This is a genomic window from Algibacter sp. L4_22, from assembly GCF_023473045.1.
In the GTDB taxonomy this organism is placed as follows: Bacteria; Bacteroidota; Bacteroidia; order Flavobacteriales; family Flavobacteriaceae; genus Algibacter.
In genome coordinates this window covers 658,382-675,181 of the sequence record NZ_JAMCOK010000002.1, presented here as the reverse complement: position 1 = coordinate 675,181, position 16,800 = coordinate 658,382, and the positions used below count along the sequence as shown (strand labels likewise).

Genomic DNA, 16,800 nt, shown 5'->3' with positions numbered 1-16,800 from the left:
TGCTAAATAGTTTTTTCTATCAATGACAGTAAAAATTTTTGTTGAGATAAATGAATAGGAAAACAAAAAGAATAAATATTTCCTTTTTTTGCTTCTATATGGATGCTTTTAATATGCCTTTATAATAATAAAATACTTATGCTTTTTCGCAAGTATTAGATTTTAGTTCCATCTCTAATTTTGCTAGCATGATGAGTTCAGATTTATTTAACCCAGAAAAAGAAGAAGCAATAGCATTAGCCGTTTTCATGATTAGTTTTTTAATAACTTTCGTAAATAGCTCTGGGTTTTCATTTTTGTAATTTACAAAATCATGAAAGCAAGTTTCGGCTTCATAGGCTCCGTTATTTAGCCAATCGAAAACAATTTCTATATGGTAAGCAGCATTTGTATGATAATGGTCTTCAGCGAGATCAAGGTGTAACCATTTTAGTTTAACAAGCTCTTTTAATTTGTTAAACTCATCTGGATGTACTTTTTTATCGGCTGCAGCAATAGCATAGAACAGCTTACCAAGGTGTTGATAGAACTCTAGGGTTAACTTTGTTTTAGTTTCCATGTTTAGCAACGTTTAATTTTACTAAAAATAAAGATAAAATATTGATTTAATCATGATATAAATCAGTCGTTCTTAATTATAAATCGTGCATTTTTACCTATTTTTAGGAGACTATCCATTAACGCATCGTTATTTATGTTTAGACAAGATCAAGAAATATTTAATATTCTATTAGAAACGGTTTCCGAGGGTGTTATTATTGTTGATAATCTCCAAAAAATAGTTGAAGTCAATGCATCGGTAGAATTTATTTTTGGATACACAAAAAAAGAAATTTTTGGCAAGGAGCTAAACGTATTAATTCCGTCTAATTATCATCATAGTCACTCTAAGTATTTTAAAGCGTTTCTTAAGGCAAGTAAACGTATAAAAATGGGTGACGTTAGAGATATTTTTGCCTTAAAAAAAGATGGAACTATTTTTCCGGTAGAAGTAGAATTAAACCCTTTTCAAATTTATAACAAAACTTATGTTATGGCTTTGATTAAAGATGTTTCAGAAAAAAAGGAAATTGAAAAAAACTTAATGCTGCGTACCAAAGCATTACAATCTGCTAATAATGGCATAGTGATTACCGATGCTTTAAAAGATGATAATCCTATCATTTATTTTAATTCGGCTTTTCAAAACCTTACGGGTTATTCCGAGGTAGAAATACTTAACCATAATTGTAGATTTTTGCAAGCTCAAGATAGAAATCAAGAACCTCTTAAAAAACTTCGAACTGCAATAAAAAACGGGGAAAGCTGCCAAGCAACGCTACGTAATTATAAAAAAGATGGTAGCTTATTTTGGAATGATTTGTACATTTTTCCGATAACGAATTCTAAAGGTATTGTTACAAATTTTATTGGTATTCAGAATGATGTTACACTAAGAAAAAAAGTAGAAGAAGAACGTCATCATTTAGCGTCTATTTTTGACGAGTCTTTAAATGAAATTTATGTTTTTGATGCTGAAACATTAAAGTTTATAAATGTTAATTATGGTGCGCAAATTAATATAGGCTATAGTTTAGATGAATTAAAACACATGACGCCTTTAGATATTAAAAAAAATGATACCGAAATTGAATTTAGAAATACCATAGACGTTTTATTAAAAAAGAAAGTAAATAAGATTGAGTTTGAAACGTTGCATAAGCGTAAAAATGGATCAGAATATCCTGTTGAAGTTCATTTGCAATTATCAAACCTAAACAACAAAGAAGTTTTTGTAGCTATTATTTTAGATATTACAGAACGTAAAAGTTATACTAATAAATTAGAAAATAAAGTAGAAGAACGAACCAAACAACTGGAGATGGCATTGGTTAAAGAAAAAGATATAAATGAATTGAAAACTAATTTTTTATCATTAGTATCTCACGAGTTTAAAACACCTTTAAGTGGTATCTTATCTTCTAGCGAGTTACTTAGCAGATACCAATTAACCGAGCACCAAGAAAAACGAAATGAGTATATAAAAAATATCACGGATAAAGTGTATTATTTAAATAACATCTTGAACGACTTTTTATCGGTAGATAAGCTGGAGCGCGGAAAAGTGAATTATAGATTTAGCCATTTTAAACTTAGTAAAGTAATTAACGAGGTTGTTTATAATGCTAACATGCTTTTAAAAGATGGTCAGAATATAAAGTATCCCGAAAACATAGACGATTTATCTATATATCAAGATGAAAAAATTATTCAGTTAATTTTCACCAATCTTTTGCACAACGCTATAAAATATTCCCCAGAAGGATCCATTATAGATATGCATATTGAACAGGATGATAAATTTATAACAGCAACTATTACCGATCAAGGAATGGGTATTCCCGAGAAAGACCAAAAAAATATTTTTGAACGTTATTTTAGAGCACAAAACGCAATAAATATTCAAGGCACGGGCATAGGTTTAAATATCGTTAAAAATCATATAAATAATATAGGTGGTACTATTTTTTTTAAAAGTGAAGAAAATAAAGGATCTACTTTTACAATAACATTTCCGAATATAGGGTTAGAATAAAATAGCAAAAACTAAAAAAAAATACTCATGAAAACAATTTTACTTATTGAAGATGATGTGGTTTTAAGAGATTGTACAACAGAACTTTTAGAGCTATCTAACTACACGGTGGTAAAAGCTTCTAATGGAAAAATAGGAGTAGAGTTGGCAAAGTTAAAAAGACCAGATATTATAGTTTGCGATATAATGATGCCAGAACTCGATGGGTACGGTGTTATTAAATTGCTTTCAAAAAACAAAAACACTAAGTCTATTCCTTTTATATTTTTATCTGCTAAAACAGAGGTTTGTGATGTTAGAAAAGGTATGAATTTAGGCGCAGACGATTATATTAGTAAACCCTTTGCTATTAACGATCTTATTAACGCTATAGAAAGTCGTTTAGCTAAAGTAGCTATTTTACAAGATTTAGCTACAAAATCGGATACTACTAAAAGTGTAGATATTGAAGATGAAATAAAAACCATTAACGATTTAAAAAACTATTTTGACGATTATGGTTCCATATTTAGATATAGTAAAGACCAGGTTATTTACAATGAAGGCGACCATACCAATTATATTTATTTAATTAATAAAGGCGCTGTAAAATGCCACCAAATACAGGAGCAGGGCAAAGAACTTGTAACGGCTCTTTATAAAGAAGACGATTTGTTTGGTTACACATCTTTTACGCAAAACATACCACACAAAGAAACCGTTACCGCTATCGATGATACCGAGTTAACCGGTGTTTCTGTTATTGAATTTAATCAAATTCTTAACAATAATCATAAATTAACTATCGAGCTTATGCAGTTATTATCTGATAACCTTATAGAAATAAAAAAGCAATTATTAGAAAAAGCTTATGCCTCGGTAAATAAAAAAACAGCAACTACTATTTTAAAATTTGCCGAAAAAATAAATAGAAAGCCAGACGATCCAATAAAAATTTCTAGAAGCGATTTAGCAAGTGTTGCCGGAATTGCAACCGAAACATTGATTAGAGCGTTAACGGAATTTAAAAAACTAGGTATTATAAAATCTGAAGGTAGAAATATAAAAGTAGTCGATATTGAAAAACTAAAGCAGATCTATTAGCTCTATTTTAAATCTTCTCTAAATGATTAATATCATTTTGGTTTATGTGTATACCACTTAAATTAGTGGTTGTAAATATGCTGTTAGATGAAAAATATATTATTACCCACCGATTTTTCAAAAAACTCATGGAATGCTATTAAATATGCGGTAGCTTTTTTCGAAAAAGAAACTTGCAACTTTTATTTACTCCATGTAAATATGCTTAGTGATGTTTTGGAAAGTAACTCTTCATATGAAAATATTAGTAATTCTGATGTTATTGAAGATGTTTATACTAAACCTGCCATGCAAAAGTTACGTAAGGTTTTAACGCGTATTTCAAAACATATTGTACCAAATAAAAATCATCGATTTTATTCTCTTTTGGATTACGATTTTTTTATAGAATCTATAAGAAAACATGTAGAAGAAAAAAAAATAGATATGATAGTTATGGGGACCAAAGGCGCCTCTGGTTTAGCCGAAATTATATTAGGTAGTAATACCGGTGATGTTATTACTAAAGTGAAATGCTCGACTTTGGCAGTTCCAGAAGAAGCTCAATTTACGGAGTTAAAAGAACTCGCATTTCCAACAGACTTTTCTTTAAATTATGATATGCAAATACTGCAACCCTTATTTGATGTTTTGGAAAACCATAAGCCCGCTTTACACATAGTACATGTAAGTAAAAATAAAACAGATTTAAATATAGAACAAAAAAGAAACAGAGAATTATTGGATGATTATTTTAGTTATACAAACCATAGTTTTCATTATTTAAGAAATAAAAAAACAGAGGTTGCCATACAGTCTTTTATTAAAAATGAAAAAATAAATATGATATGTATGGTGGCAAAAAATCTAAATTATTTTCAGCAAATTTTATTTCATTCAAATGTTGAAGAAATAAGTTATCACACAAAAATTCCGTTTTTAGTATTACACGACAAAAATTAATATATCATGGATAATTCAATATTTTTAGCAAAGTTTTGGGGTTGGTACCTCATTATATTTTTCTTTATCTTAAGTTTAAATCCAAAACGTATAAAGCAAGTATTCACAGATTTAAAGGGTGAGCAATTTCTAATTGTGTCATCTTTTTTAGCCATTATTATTGGTTTACTAAATATTTTATTTCATAATATATGGGAACCAAACTGGAAGCTTATTATTACCCTAATAGGCTGGAGCTCTTTGTTTATAGGCTTAGCACTTTTTATATTCCCTAAACGTGCGGTTTCCATTTTAGAGTTTCTTAATATAAAATTCGTCCAGCTTATTTATACCATGTTATTTTTTACTGGTTTATTTTTATTAAATGTGGTTTACAATATTGTACCGATGTAATTTTTTTTAAAACGTGACATTTATCATGTTTTAACATGGGTTTCTACTGTAAATTTGCAGTATAATTGTAAGTTCTTTAAAAATTAACAGGTTATTAAACGTTTAACGCTGTTAAGGATTGTTTGAAGGTATTTAATATCTGAAATTTAATATAGCTTTTAAGGGGGGTATATTAAATTTTCAAAAAGGTAGTTAGCACCATCAAACATTTCAATACTGGAGATAGAAAGCTCTTGCTTTTTGTCTTTTAGTAAAGTTATAGTTGGTTAGTTCACATTATCTCAGTAATGTGAATAAAAAGGGAGTGTTAATTTTAACGTTCCCTTTTTTATTTTACAAAAACAACCAATCTTCACGAGTATATACTCGTTTTTAGCTGATAAATATCATTGTTATTTTGTTGTTAAGTGTTTAAATTTAAGCTAAATACTTTACATCATGAGAAAGATATTGATTCCCACCGATTTTTCAGAAAATGCCAATAACGCTATAGAATTTGCTGTAAACTTATTTAAGTATGATATTAGTGAGTTTTATATTATGCATGCTTATCAAGACGATATTTATGTTAATGAGTCTGCATTAACCAAAGCTAACTTAGCTGATGTGAAATCTGAGATGCGCAAAAAATCTCAGAAAGAATTAGAAAATACTATAAGAGAAATTGAAAATATTTCTCCTAATCCAAGACATACTTTTTATCCCATTTCGGCCAATAATTTACTTATTGAAGAGGCCGATATTGTTGTTGATGATCAAAATATCGACATTATAATTATGGGTACTAAAGGGAAAACGAATGATAAAAAAATAACTTTTGGGAGCCATACATTACAAGTTTTAAAATATGTGCAATGCCCTGTGCTTGCTATTCCAGAGAATTATAAATACACGCAACCAAGACACATTCTTTTTCCTACCGATTACATGATTCCTTATAAAAGAAGAGAACTTAAGCTGCTATGCGAAATGGCTTCTCCATATAGAGCTGTAATAGATGTGCTTTACATATCTAAAATAGAAAAGTTGTCTATGAGACAGTTGGATAACCAAAAATTTATAGATGAGGAGTTATGCAAAAACACCGTTAATTTTAAAGTAGAAAAAAGCAAACACATCATTAATACAATATATAAATATCTTAAAGAAAACCATGTAGATATGCTTGTTATGGTTAATACAAGACATTCATTTTTAGAAAATATTTTGTTTCAATCTACAACTATAGATGAATTGAGCTTAAATCTTGATATTCCGTTTTTAGCATTACAAAACATGAAACGTAAAAACATATAAACTAAATTTTATCATCATGAAAAAGATACTTCTTCCTACCGATTTTTCTGAAAATTCTTGGAATGCTATAAAATATGCATTGCAACTTTTTAAAAACGAAACTTGTAAATTTTATTTACTAAACACTTACACACCTGTAATATACCATGCTGAATATGTATTGGTAGAACCTGCTCAATTGGGCATGATAGATAGCGTTAGAGATGAGGTTTTAAAAAACTTAGAAGATTATAAAACGCGTATTAAAAACGAGTTTAAGAACCCTAAGCATACTATAGAAACCATAGGAGCCTTTAACATGCTTATTGCAGAAATTACAGAAATTGTTGAAGATAAAGCTATCGATTATGTTGTAATGGGTACAAAAGGTGCTACTGGTGCGAAAGAAATTTTATTTGGATCTAATACAGTACATGTATTTAAAAATGTGAAGTGCCCAATACTTGCTGTTCCTAGCGGATTTGAGTTTGAAACACCACACGAAATTTTATTTCCAACAGATTATTCCATAAAGTATACGGAGCAACAATTAAAACCAATTAAATTTATGGTTGAGAATAATAATACCTCCAGAGTTAATATACTTTACCTTACTTATGGTTATGATTTATCTGAAGCACAGAAAGAAAATAAAAATATCTTAGAAAAATCCTTTAAAAAAATAGCACATTTATTTCATGAAGAGAGTAACCAAACCGTAGAAGTAGGTATCACTAATTTTCAGCAAAAAACAAAAGTTAATTTGTTGATTATGATTAATAATAAACACTCATTTTTTGAAAACTTATTTTTCAAATCTACAATAAAGCATATTGGTTTTCATTTAAACATTCCATTCTTAGTTATTCCTTCAAAGGGTATTAAAGCCTAAGTTTTTAATAGAAAAATAATGTGGCAGCCTATACTAAACGCAAATATTTAAAGACGAATTGTAATAGGTTATTAAATAATGATAAAACAATAAAAAAATGAAGCGTAAAATTTTATTGCCAACCGATTTTTCGGATAATGCATGGAGCGCTACGGTTTATGCCCTAAAACTTTTTGCAGAACAAGAGTGTACTTTTTATTTTTTAAACTCAATAGTGGTTAAGGTAAACATGCTTTCTAATGTTTCCAATAAATTAATTACAACAATGAGAGAAAATGCTATGGTAGAGCTTTTAGATTTAAAAGAACTAGTACAAAGTAGTGATCCAAACCCAAAACATGATTTTGATATTATTTTAAGTTCAGATGATTTAAATAAGGCAGTAAAAAATGCTGTTGAAAAACATGACATTAGTCTTATAATAATGGGGACAAAAGGTGCCACTGGAGCAAAAGAGCTTTTCTTCGGAAGTAATACTGTAAGCCTTATTATGAAGATTAAAAACTGTCCTGTTTTAATGATACCAGAGGAATTTGATTTTATAAAACCTAAGCAAATTGCTTTTCCAACAGATTACAATCATTTTTATCACGCTAATGAAATTAAATCTTTAAGAGAATTAGCTGATTTATATAGCTCAGAAATTAGAATTGTACATATTGATGTTGAGGAAGAGCTCTCCGATAAGCAAAGTGATAACTTAATAGTGTTGGAGAGTTATTTAAAAAATAATAACTTCAGTTTACATTGGATGCCAAATTATGCTGAAAAGGTTGAAGAAATCAATGATTTTATAGAAGAATTGGATATTGATATTCTAGCTATGGTAAAGCACAATCATAATTTTTTTCAAAAAATATTAAACGAACCTGTTATAAAAGATCTAGGTTTTCATGCTAAAATTCCATTTTTAGTAATACCAGAATCAGTAGATATTTAGCTTGTCCGTTCACTATTATTCAGTCAGGAATTATATAATAACCTAAAAAATAATATTATGAAACGTAAAATATTATTGCCTACAGATTTTTCTAAGAATGCATGGCATGCCATATGTTATGCAATAGAGTTATATAAAAGAGATCACTGCGATTTCTATCTTTTAAACGTGTATTCCTCTACCGGTAATATTATCGATAGTTTAATAAATGCGGAACCTGGCAGTGAACTGTATGAAACAGCAAAACTAAATTCGGAAAACGGACTCGCCAAGGTTTTAGATATGTTGGCATTTAAAGATTTTGATAATCCAAAACATCATTTTAAAACTATTTCAACTTTTAACAATGCTGTAGAAGCTATTAAAGGCTTAGTTGAAGAAAAGGATATAGAAATGATAGTTATGGGCACCAAGGGTAAAACAAGTTCACGAGGTGTTGCTTATGGTAGTACAGCTATTAATGTTATGGAGAAAGTACGTAACTGTCCTGTAATTGTAGTGCCAGAATTAGCACTTCGCATATTACCTAAAGAAATTGTTTTTCCTACTAGTTTTAAAACCCATTTAAAAAGAAGAGAACTCAATTACTTAATAGATATTGCTAAAAAATGTAACGCATCTATTAAAATTCTTCATATTTCTGAAGAAGCCGAACTAAACAAACATCAAGCAAGCAATAAAAAAATTTTAGAAGAGTATTTTGAAGATATAGATTATTCTTTTCATACCCTAAGCCATGCAGATATACCAATGGCTATTAACTGTTTTGTTGAAAGTAGAGAGAGTGATATGGTTGCTTTTATCAATAAAAAACATGTGTTTTTTGGAAGTATGTTAACCCATCCTTTAGTGAAAGATATAGGTAGGAATTCTAAAGTACCCATATTGGTTATGCACGATTTAAGAAATTAAAACCTGTCAAAGCAAAAAGGCTTTCGAAAGAAATATTAAGGTTAAAATAAAATAAGATGAAACGAGCAGGAATTTGGTTAGACAAAGAAAGAGCCATTATTGTAACGCTTTATAATGGAGATATAAGTGTAAACACACTATTATCGAATATGGAGTATTTTCATGTTCATGGTGGTTCCGGATCACGATTAAAAGGCGGTCCACAAGATGTTGTTCATGATAGTAAATATTTAGAACGTGAAAAACATCAACTAAAAAAATATTTTAATGATATAGCTTCAGAAATTAAAGATGACGATGTTATTGTGTTGTTTGGTCCTGCTGAAACCAAAATTAAGTTCAATAAAGAATTAGCAACATATCATAAAGATTTAAGCGCTAAAGTTAAAGATGTAGTAAAAACTGATAAAATGACCAAAAGACAAGTGAAAGCTTGGGTAAAAGCTTTTTATAAAACTCCTAATCCAAATTAGTCGATTATAATTGGTTTTTGGTAGTTTTAATAAAAACGCAAATATGGAAACAGATACTATAGATATTATTAAATCTTCTGGAGAAAAGGTTAAATTTTCCATAGAGAAACTACGGACTTCATTAAGGCGTATTGGCGCAGATGAGCAAACGGTTAATCAAACTATTAATAGAGTTAGAGACGAGCTATATCAAGGTATTTCAACAAAAGAAATTTATAATCGAGCATTTGCTTTATTGAAAAAAAAGGATAGCCATTTAGCTTCTAAATACAAGCTTAAAAAAGCGATTTACGAATTGGGACCAACAGGTTTTCCTTTTGAACGTTTTATAAGTGCAATTTTAGAGTATTCGGGATATAAAACAGAAGTAGGTACCATTCTACAAGGCCTATGCGTTACCCACGAAATTGATATTATAGCACATAAAAACAACGAAAGCACAGTTGTAGAATGTAAATTCCATAATGAAGAAGGGCTTAATTGTAACGTGAAAATTCCACTTTATATAAATTCGCGATATAATGATGTTAGGGCAAATTGGGATGCTAATTCAAAAAACAAAACGGAACTCACTAATGGTTGGGTAGTTACTAATACTCGTTTTACAGAAGATGCCATTAAATATGGTAATTGTGTTAATCTTTATTTGTTAAGTTGGGATTATCCCAAAAATGAAGGTCTAAAAGATAGAATAGATCGTTTAGGTTTATATCCCATTACGGTATCTACATTATTAACTAATAGAGAAAAACAGTTTTTATTAAGCAGAGATGTTGTGCTTTGTAGAGAGTTAATTGGCGACGCGTTTTATTTAGATCATTTAGGGATCTCGGAAATACGGAAGGAAAAAATAATGAAAGAAATAAAAATGTTATGTAATAATTAAAAGCTATGGATAAGTTTGTTAAAGTACATTTTTTAGGAGCAGCTGGAGTTGTTACCGGTTCTAAGTTTCTGTTAGAAACCTCGGAGCAAAATATATTGATAGATTGTGGTATGTTTCAAGGGCTAAAAGAATTACGAATGCTTAATTGGACAAATCTACCTGTAGATGTTAAAGCTATTGATGTGGTCTTGTTAACGCATGGCCATTTAGATCACGTTGGCTATCTGCCAAGGTTATTAAAACAAGGGTTTAAAGGCAGAATCGTAGGAACCGCACCTACTTTGGCTATAGCCGAAATTATATTAAGAGATAGCGCTAAAATACACGAAGAAGACGCCAAAGAAGCAAATAAAGAAAACTACACAAAACATAAACCTGCATTGCCTTTTTATACCAAGGTTGATGCCGAAAAAACCATAGTATTATTTAAAGCAGAAAAGCCAGATAATTGGATTGCGTTAACTAAAAATATATCATATCGTTTTCAATATAACGGCCATATTATTGGAGCTACTTTTATTGAACTGGATATTTTTGGAAAACGATTTGTGTTTTCTGGAGATATAGGTCGCGTAAATGATTATTTACTAGAAAAACCTAAAAAACCAGAACTTGCCGATTATTTATTTATAGAAAGTACTTATGGTAATAAACTACATCCGGTAGAAAACATAGAGGAAATTTTATCAGAAATTATTAAAGAAACTATTCATAAAAAAGGAAATTTAATCATCCCAAGTTTTGCTGTAGAACGTTTGCAAACACTTATGTATTTACTATGGGAACTTTACAAAAAGAATAAAATACCAAACATTCCTATTTTTATAGATAGCCCTATGGGGAATAATGTTTTAGAAGTTTTTAAACGTTTTCCTGAGTGGCATAAATTATCGATGGAAGATTATAATGCCATGTGCGAGCATGTAAATATTATAGAATCTTACAAGGATACCTGGAAAACTATAGACGATAAACGGTCTAAAATAATTATTGCAGGTAGCGGTATGGTAACTGGCGGTCGAGTGCTTACTTATTTGCAACAACTTATAGATGAATCTTCTACAACGGTATTATTAGTGGGCTATCAAGCCGAAGGGACTCGAGGACGACAATTAAAAGAAGGCGCTCATGAAATTCGCTTTCGCGGAAAATATTATCCTGTAAAAGCCGAAATTAAATGCATAGATAGTTTATCGGCACATGGCGACCAAAACGATTTGTTAGACTGGATGAGTGCTATAAAAAATGTGCCCGAAAACGTGTTTTTAATTCACGGCGAACCTAATGCGGCAGATGCATTTCGTGTAAAAATAAAAGACACATATCATTGGCATGTTACAATTCCTAAGCTTACAGATGTAGAAAAATTAGTTTTGTAAATTCCATTTGGTTAACAAATAGACATAAGCTAACTGATATATATCATTGTGAAAAATCGAATATCGAAATACATTAGTATAGTAATATAAGTTTAATTTAAATAATAATGTCATGACTACATTAATGAAACGTAGAAAAAGACGAAATGGATTATCTCCATTAGAAAGCCAATTATTAACCCCTTGGAACAACAATTTAGTACAGCCTTGGGGCGGTAGATTATTCCCATCTAATTTAAACAATCTGTCAGGGATAGATGATGTTTTTAATGATGATTTCTTTGAAAAAGATAGCTTAATGCCAGCAATGAACGTTACAGAGCATAAAAAAGATTTTGAAATTGAATTTGCTATTCCTGGATTCGATAAAAAAGATTTTGAAGTTTCAATTGAAGAAGATGTACTTCATGTTTCTGGTGAAAAAAAATTAGAAGAAGAGCAAAAAGAAGATGATTTTTCTCGTAAAGAATTTAGTTATAAATCTTTTAAACGATCAATGATGCTTCCATCGTCTATTGATTTTGATCAAGAAGTAAAAGCATCTTACAAAAATGGTATTTTAAATTTAAAATTATTGAAACAACAAGATGTTAAAGAGAAACAAGCTCCGAAAAAAATGATTGAGGTGAATTAAATTCTCCTCTAAATAGAAAGCAATATCTCATTAAAATATTGCTTTCTGTTTTTTAATTCTTAAACTAAACAAAATGAAAACTACAGCAGTAAAAGCAAAATATAGTGCATGGTTAAGTCCTGAGATTATGCATAAAGATTCTCTAAAATGGTTATCTGAATTAAGATTTGTAAAAGATGAAGAACTGTTTTTTGATGATTTAATAAAGTCCTACACAATTCAGCTTATCGATTCAAAGTATTTTGAAGTAAGTAAAAACCTTGTGGTTAAATTAAGTGCTATACAAAGGGAAACTAGCTCATTAATTGATACTATTATAAATCATGAAAATGGACTAAAAATTATGGTCGATGGTGTAAATGAGTTTGAAAAAGAAAATGCTTATAAAATAGAGCATGGCAAACTAATTGTTGTTGTGTGCGAATTTTTAGATAATTACAGATCATTAAAAACCGAACTATTTACACTTATTAAAGGGGTAATCAAAGAGGGGAAACAAAAAAGGTTAACTCCTTAAAAATAAGCTATGCTGTAATTATAAATAAAGAGAATTGTTATGCGGATAGGTGCTTAATTTCACCATCACTAACAACAGGTAATTAATTTTGCTTGTAACTAAAAATAAGTTGTTATTTTTGAGGAATGAAAGTCAATAAAACTTCATTCCTTTTTTTTTGGTTTATTGTTATAAATACGTTTTGTATTGTAAGCCATAATTTAGTATCACAAAATAAAAGGGATAGCACATTATTTTACTACAAAGCTATTACAGAATTAAAAGATGTAAAATCTATAAGTAAATCTTTTGAGTTTTTTAAAAAGAAAGCAGACCAAGCTTTGTTAAATAATAATACCGAAAGAGCGGCATATTATTTAGAGTTAATAGCATTAGGTCAATTGAAAATGGGTTTCTCTTACGAAAGTGAAGCCAATAGTATTAAAGCTTTAAAATTATTAAATAAAAGCAATTCGAAATCTAAAAAAGATGCTGAAGAAAGATTATCTAATCATTTAGGTATGATTTACAGAAGGCTTGAAGATTTTGAAAATGCACGCAGATATTATAACCAGGCCTTAGAATTAAATACAAAATTAGAAGATAAAATTGCGATTATCACCAACATTGCAAACACTTATGCAGATCAAAAAAAATACGATAAAGCCATAGAAACTTTGTCGAAATCTTATGATGACGCCGTTACTTTAGATAATTCAGAAATTAAAGCAACCTATTTTGATAATTTTGGTTTTTTTAGTTTTAAAACTAAACGCAGTCGAGCCTTAAAAGAAATGGAGGGCGCCTTAAAGATGAGGTTGGAACTTCAAGATTTATCTGGATTGTTTTCTAGTTATAGGCATTTATCTTTATTTTTTTCAGAAAAAGGAAACAAAATAAAAGCTCTTTATTATGCCGATAAGGTAACAGAGTTATCCAATAATATTCAAGCACCTGCTTATCAAATTGAGGCTTTAGCTTTAAAGTTGAATCTTGAAAATAATTCCGATTTCCATAAATATGTAGCATTAAATAAGCAAGTTAAAAGTAAGAGTAAGCTTTGGGAAAATAAGTTTGCAGCTATTAAATATAATGTTGCTTTAAAAGAAAAATTATTAGAAGAAAACCAAACCAAGCTATTAGTTAGTGAGTTTGAAAAAGAAAAGGAAAGAACCTATAAATGGTTATATCTAACTCTTTGGATTCTAATTGTTTTATTATCAATTTTAATTTTCTTTACATTAAATGCAAAACATAGAAAAGATAGAGTTCAGGAAGTTTATGTTACTGAAAAAAGAATTTCTAAAAGAATACATGATGAGGTTGCTAATGATGTATACCAAGTTATGACCAAGCTACAATACGAGCAGGTTGGAGAGAATGAAGTGTTACTAGACGAATTGGAGCATATCTATAATAAAACTCGAGATATATCGAGAGAGAGCGGTACTATCGATTTAGAGACTGACTTTGGTGTTATTTTAAATGACTTATTACTTATTTATGAAACTGAAGGTCTCGTAATTATTACAAGGGGTTTAAAAGATATTAATTGGCAAACGATCTCTAAATTAAAAAGAACTACTATTTACCGTGTGTTGCAAGAGCTTATGACGAATATGAAAAAGCATAGTAAGGCCACATTAGTATCGGTTTCATTTAATAAAAACAAAAATGTTTTAGAGATGAATTATGCTGATAACGGTGTCGGGGCCGAGCTAAAAAGACTAAATGGTCTTGGAAATGTGGAAACCCGTATTCATGCATTAAGAGGAAGTGTTATCTTTAGCACAAAAATAGGTGAAGGTTTTAAAGTTAAAGCAAAAATATAATATGTTTAAAAAAGTTTTAATTTCTGATGATTTAGGGAGCATCAATCAAGGTGTATCTACTGTTTTGAAAGATTTGAATATAAAAAATGTTTCAAAAGTTCAATATTGCGATGATGCTTATCTAAAAATTAAAAAAGCATTTTTTGATAATAAACCGTACGATTTGCTTATTACCGATTTATCATTTCAATCCGATCATAGAGAGCAAACTTTAATTTCTGGTGAAGATTTAATTTCGGTTTTAAAAAAAGAACATCCAGAAGTAAATATAATAGCTTATTCTATTGACGATAGATTAGAAAGGGTTCGACGTTTAGTTAAATTAGGTGTTAATGGCTATGTATGTAAAGGAAGAAAGGGTTTAGTTGAATTGGCGGAAGGTGTAATAGCTGTTTCTGAGGGTGGTAATTATTTTTCACCTAAAATAGCTAAAGCATTAGGAGATAAAACCAATTTAGAGATAGATGACTATGATGTTAAATTACTCGAGAATGTCTCTAAAGGCCTATCAAAAGATCAAATTAGTGTGCTTTTTAGAAATAAAGGCATATCGCCATCGAGTTTAAGTTCCATCGAGAAGAGATTAAATAAACTTAAAATCCAGTTATGTTCAAAAAATACGATTCATTTAATCGCAATAGCTAAAGATTTGGGTTTAATTTGAAAAAAAAATGTGTGTTTACGGAAAACCGTAAAGATTAATCCTACAGTTGTTGTAATCTTGTATAAGCTATTAATAAAGGCTGTAGGGAGCTTTTAAACTCTGTGTTGTAATGATGCAGAGTTTTTTTATGACTAATTCTAAATATTTTTTAGATTTAAGCCTAAAATTTAAAATAAAAAGCGAATTCAACTTAAATAAATATGTTTTAACCATTTTCATTTAAATGCTTTGCTAAAAATGCTCCAGTGCTTGCGCAAGCTTGCAACAAATATCCTCCAGTAGGAGCATCCCAATCTACCATTTCGCCAATACAAAATTGATTGGGCATTTTTTTAAGTTCATAATTTTTAGAAATAGCATTTAAACCAATACCTCCAACGGTAGAAATTGCTTTGTCAATTGCTGCCGTATTTATTATTTCTAAAGGAAATTTTTTGATGTGTTTGGCTAATAATTCCGCGTTTAAATAAACATCTTTGGATAAATATATTTTTAATAGGTTAATTTGCGAGGTACTTAGCTTTAATTCTTTTTTTAAAATTTCCGAAGTATTTCTGAATTTAGAAGTTGTTATTTTAGAATGAATATTATCTAATGTTAGTAAAGGTTTAAAATCTATAAAAATGGTTGCTTTAGAGTTTGAAGATAACTGTCCTCTAATTTGAGGGCTTAACCCGTAAATAGCATTTCCTTCTAGTCCAAATTTAGTAATAACGGCTTCTCCTTTTTGAATAACATCATTACATGAAATAGCAATGTTTTTTAAAGGTGTTCCTTCGTTATTTTGTATAAAATCTGGGTGCCAATCAATTTGATAGGCACAGTTAGACGCTTGAAAAGGTTTAGTTTCTATTTCTTTTTTAGCAAAAGTTTTAAGCCAGCTTCCATTCGATCCTGTAATCTTCCAACTTCCTCCTCCTAAAGCAAAAGCGGTGTAATCTGTTTGTATACTTTTGTTATTAATAACAGGACTACTAGTATCATCCCAACCAGAAAAAGTATGTTCATATTTAATAATAACACCTTTTTCGTTAAGAAGTTGTAGAATAGCATTTAGTACTTCAATAGGTTTAATTCCTTCTTCCGGAAATACTCTTTTACTACTTCCTACGTAAGTTGGAATACCTATTGTATCGAGCCAATTTCTAAAATCGTTATTAGTGAAACTTAATAGCGCTTCTTCTAAAAAATATTTAGGAGTATAACGTTTAATAAATTGATTAATATCTTCCGAATGCGTTAAGTTAAAACCGCCTTTACCAGCCACTAAAAATTTACGTCCAGAGGTTTTGTTTTTTTCGTAAATAGTAACAGTAAATTTTTGGGGATCTAAAAAGGCCGCCAATAATAAAGCTGCTGGTCCGCTACCTATAATCGCTATTCTTTTTTTCATATAACAAAAATAGTTATTATTAGGAGGTAAA

The 16,800-nt window shown here is 29.5% G+C and carries 17 protein-coding genes; 15 read left to right on the top strand and 2 right to left on the bottom strand.

The window, feature by feature from the left end; genetic code table 11:
- Positions 1 to 136: 136 nt before the first annotated feature.
- Complete coding sequence (locus tag M4I23_RS07590; RefSeq protein WP_158849156.1) at positions 137 to 559, bottom strand: hypothetical protein; 423 nt, start codon at positions 557 to 559, stop codon at positions 137 to 139.
- A 135-nt stretch (positions 560 to 694) separates the two neighbouring features.
- On the opposite strand from M4I23_RS07590, the gene M4I23_RS07585 reads away from it, so the two are divergent.
- From M4I23_RS07585 to M4I23_RS07515, 15 genes are all read left to right on the top strand, one after another.
- Entirely contained in the window at positions 695 to 2,575 is a 1,881-nt protein-coding gene (locus M4I23_RS07585; RefSeq protein WP_249753996.1) for a PAS domain S-box protein, read from the top strand.
- Between the two features lie 27 nt (positions 2,576 to 2,602).
- A complete protein-coding gene (locus M4I23_RS07580; protein WP_249753995.1) occupies positions 2,603 to 3,658 on the top strand; it encodes a response regulator in 1,056 nt (351 codons plus the stop codon).
- Positions 3,659 to 3,745: 87 nt separating this feature from the next.
- Positions 3,746 to 4,600, top strand: a complete 855-nt coding sequence (locus M4I23_RS07575; protein ID WP_249753994.1) for a universal stress protein — start codon at positions 3,746 to 3,748, stop codon at positions 4,598 to 4,600.
- A 6-nt stretch (positions 4,601 to 4,606) separates the two neighbouring features.
- Positions 4,607 to 4,993 (top strand): hypothetical protein, encoded by a 387-nt coding sequence (locus M4I23_RS07570; RefSeq protein ID WP_158849164.1) that lies wholly within the window; start codon positions 4,607 to 4,609, stop codon positions 4,991 to 4,993.
- 438 nt (positions 4,994 to 5,431) lie between these two features.
- A complete protein-coding gene (locus tag M4I23_RS07565; RefSeq protein ID WP_249753993.1) occupies positions 5,432 to 6,289 on the top strand; it encodes a universal stress protein in 858 nt (285 codons plus the stop codon).
- A gap of 16 nt (positions 6,290 to 6,305) precedes the next feature.
- Entirely contained in the window at positions 6,306 to 7,160 is an 855-nt protein-coding gene (locus M4I23_RS07560; RefSeq protein ID WP_158849168.1) for a universal stress protein, read from the top strand.
- A 97-nt stretch (positions 7,161 to 7,257) separates the two neighbouring features.
- Positions 7,258 to 8,100, top strand: coding sequence for a universal stress protein (locus M4I23_RS07555; RefSeq protein ID WP_249753992.1), 843 nt, complete (start codon positions 7,258 to 7,260; stop codon positions 8,098 to 8,100).
- Between the two features lie 57 nt (positions 8,101 to 8,157).
- Positions 8,158 to 9,012, top strand: a complete 855-nt coding sequence (locus tag M4I23_RS07550; protein ID WP_249753991.1) for a universal stress protein — start codon at positions 8,158 to 8,160, stop codon at positions 9,010 to 9,012.
- 56 nt (positions 9,013 to 9,068) lie between these two features.
- Positions 9,069 to 9,485 carry a hypothetical protein gene (locus M4I23_RS07545; protein WP_158849174.1) on the top strand — a complete coding sequence of 139 codons (417 nt, stop codon included), beginning with the start codon at positions 9,069 to 9,071 and terminating at the stop codon, positions 9,483 to 9,485.
- A gap of 43 nt (positions 9,486 to 9,528) precedes the next feature.
- The gene (locus tag M4I23_RS07540) at positions 9,529 to 10,371 is read left to right on the top strand and encodes an ATP cone domain-containing protein (RefSeq protein ID WP_249753990.1); all 843 of its coding nucleotides are present in this window, start codon (positions 9,529 to 9,531) and stop codon (positions 10,369 to 10,371) included.
- Positions 10,372 to 10,376: 5 nt separating this feature from the next.
- Positions 10,377 to 11,750 carry an MBL fold metallo-hydrolase RNA specificity domain-containing protein gene (locus M4I23_RS07535; RefSeq protein WP_249753989.1) on the top strand — a complete coding sequence of 458 codons (1,374 nt, stop codon included), beginning with the start codon at positions 10,377 to 10,379 and terminating at the stop codon, positions 11,748 to 11,750.
- Positions 11,751 to 11,862: 112 nt separating this feature from the next.
- On the top strand, positions 11,863 to 12,384 hold the full coding sequence (locus M4I23_RS07530) for an Hsp20/alpha crystallin family protein (protein WP_249753988.1): 522 nt from the start codon (positions 11,863 to 11,865) through the stop codon (positions 12,382 to 12,384).
- A gap of 73 nt (positions 12,385 to 12,457) precedes the next feature.
- Positions 12,458 to 12,901 carry a hypothetical protein gene (locus tag M4I23_RS07525; RefSeq protein WP_158849180.1) on the top strand — a complete coding sequence of 148 codons (444 nt, stop codon included), beginning with the start codon at positions 12,458 to 12,460 and terminating at the stop codon, positions 12,899 to 12,901.
- Positions 12,902 to 13,026: 125 nt separating this feature from the next.
- On the top strand, positions 13,027 to 14,712 hold the full coding sequence (locus M4I23_RS07520; RefSeq protein WP_158849182.1) for a tetratricopeptide repeat-containing sensor histidine kinase: 1,686 nt from the start codon (positions 13,027 to 13,029) through the stop codon (positions 14,710 to 14,712).
- Between the two features lies 1 nt (position 14,713).
- Positions 14,714 to 15,376 (top strand): response regulator, encoded by a 663-nt coding sequence (locus M4I23_RS07515; RefSeq protein ID WP_249753987.1) that lies wholly within the window; start codon positions 14,714 to 14,716, stop codon positions 15,374 to 15,376.
- 205 nt (positions 15,377 to 15,581) lie between these two features.
- On the opposite strand, the gene M4I23_RS07510 is transcribed toward M4I23_RS07515, so the two are convergent.
- Positions 15,582 to 16,769, bottom strand: coding sequence for a TIGR03862 family flavoprotein (locus tag M4I23_RS07510; RefSeq protein ID WP_249753986.1), 1,188 nt, complete (start codon positions 16,767 to 16,769; stop codon positions 15,582 to 15,584).
- Positions 16,770 to 16,800 lie beyond the last annotated feature (31 nt).

What these genes read in the sequence shown, in the direction of transcription:
- M4I23_RS07590 (WP_158849156.1), bottom strand. Translation starts at nt 559, where the DNA reads ATGGAAACTAAAACAAAGTTAACCCTAGAGTTCTATCAACACCTTGGT.
- M4I23_RS07585 (WP_249753996.1), top strand. Translation starts at nt 695, where the DNA reads ATGTTTAGACAAGATCAAGAAATATTTAATATTCTATTAGAAACGGTT.
- M4I23_RS07580 (WP_249753995.1), top strand. Translation starts at nt 2,603, where the DNA reads ATGAAAACAATTTTACTTATTGAAGATGATGTGGTTTTAAGAGATTGT.
- M4I23_RS07575 (WP_249753994.1), top strand. Translation starts at nt 3,746, where the DNA reads ATGAAAAATATATTATTACCCACCGATTTTTCAAAAAACTCATGGAAT.
- M4I23_RS07570 (WP_158849164.1), top strand. Translation starts at nt 4,607, where the DNA reads ATGGATAATTCAATATTTTTAGCAAAGTTTTGGGGTTGGTACCTCATT.
- M4I23_RS07565 (WP_249753993.1), top strand. Translation starts at nt 5,432, where the DNA reads ATGAGAAAGATATTGATTCCCACCGATTTTTCAGAAAATGCCAATAAC.
- M4I23_RS07560 (WP_158849168.1), top strand. Translation starts at nt 6,306, where the DNA reads ATGAAAAAGATACTTCTTCCTACCGATTTTTCTGAAAATTCTTGGAAT.
- M4I23_RS07555 (WP_249753992.1), top strand. Translation starts at nt 7,258, where the DNA reads ATGAAGCGTAAAATTTTATTGCCAACCGATTTTTCGGATAATGCATGG.
- M4I23_RS07550 (WP_249753991.1), top strand. Translation starts at nt 8,158, where the DNA reads ATGAAACGTAAAATATTATTGCCTACAGATTTTTCTAAGAATGCATGG.
- M4I23_RS07545 (WP_158849174.1), top strand. Translation starts at nt 9,069, where the DNA reads ATGAAACGAGCAGGAATTTGGTTAGACAAAGAAAGAGCCATTATTGTA.
- M4I23_RS07540 (WP_249753990.1), top strand. Translation starts at nt 9,529, where the DNA reads ATGGAAACAGATACTATAGATATTATTAAATCTTCTGGAGAAAAGGTT.
- M4I23_RS07535 (WP_249753989.1), top strand. Translation starts at nt 10,377, where the DNA reads ATGGATAAGTTTGTTAAAGTACATTTTTTAGGAGCAGCTGGAGTTGTT.
- M4I23_RS07530 (WP_249753988.1), top strand. Translation starts at nt 11,863, where the DNA reads ATGACTACATTAATGAAACGTAGAAAAAGACGAAATGGATTATCTCCA.
- M4I23_RS07525 (WP_158849180.1), top strand. Translation starts at nt 12,458, where the DNA reads ATGAAAACTACAGCAGTAAAAGCAAAATATAGTGCATGGTTAAGTCCT.
- M4I23_RS07520 (WP_158849182.1), top strand. Translation starts at nt 13,027, where the DNA reads ATGAAAGTCAATAAAACTTCATTCCTTTTTTTTTGGTTTATTGTTATA.
- M4I23_RS07515 (WP_249753987.1), top strand. Translation starts at nt 14,714, where the DNA reads ATGTTTAAAAAAGTTTTAATTTCTGATGATTTAGGGAGCATCAATCAA.
- M4I23_RS07510 (WP_249753986.1), bottom strand. Translation starts at nt 16,769, where the DNA reads ATGAAAAAAAGAATAGCGATTATAGGTAGCGGACCAGCAGCTTTATTA.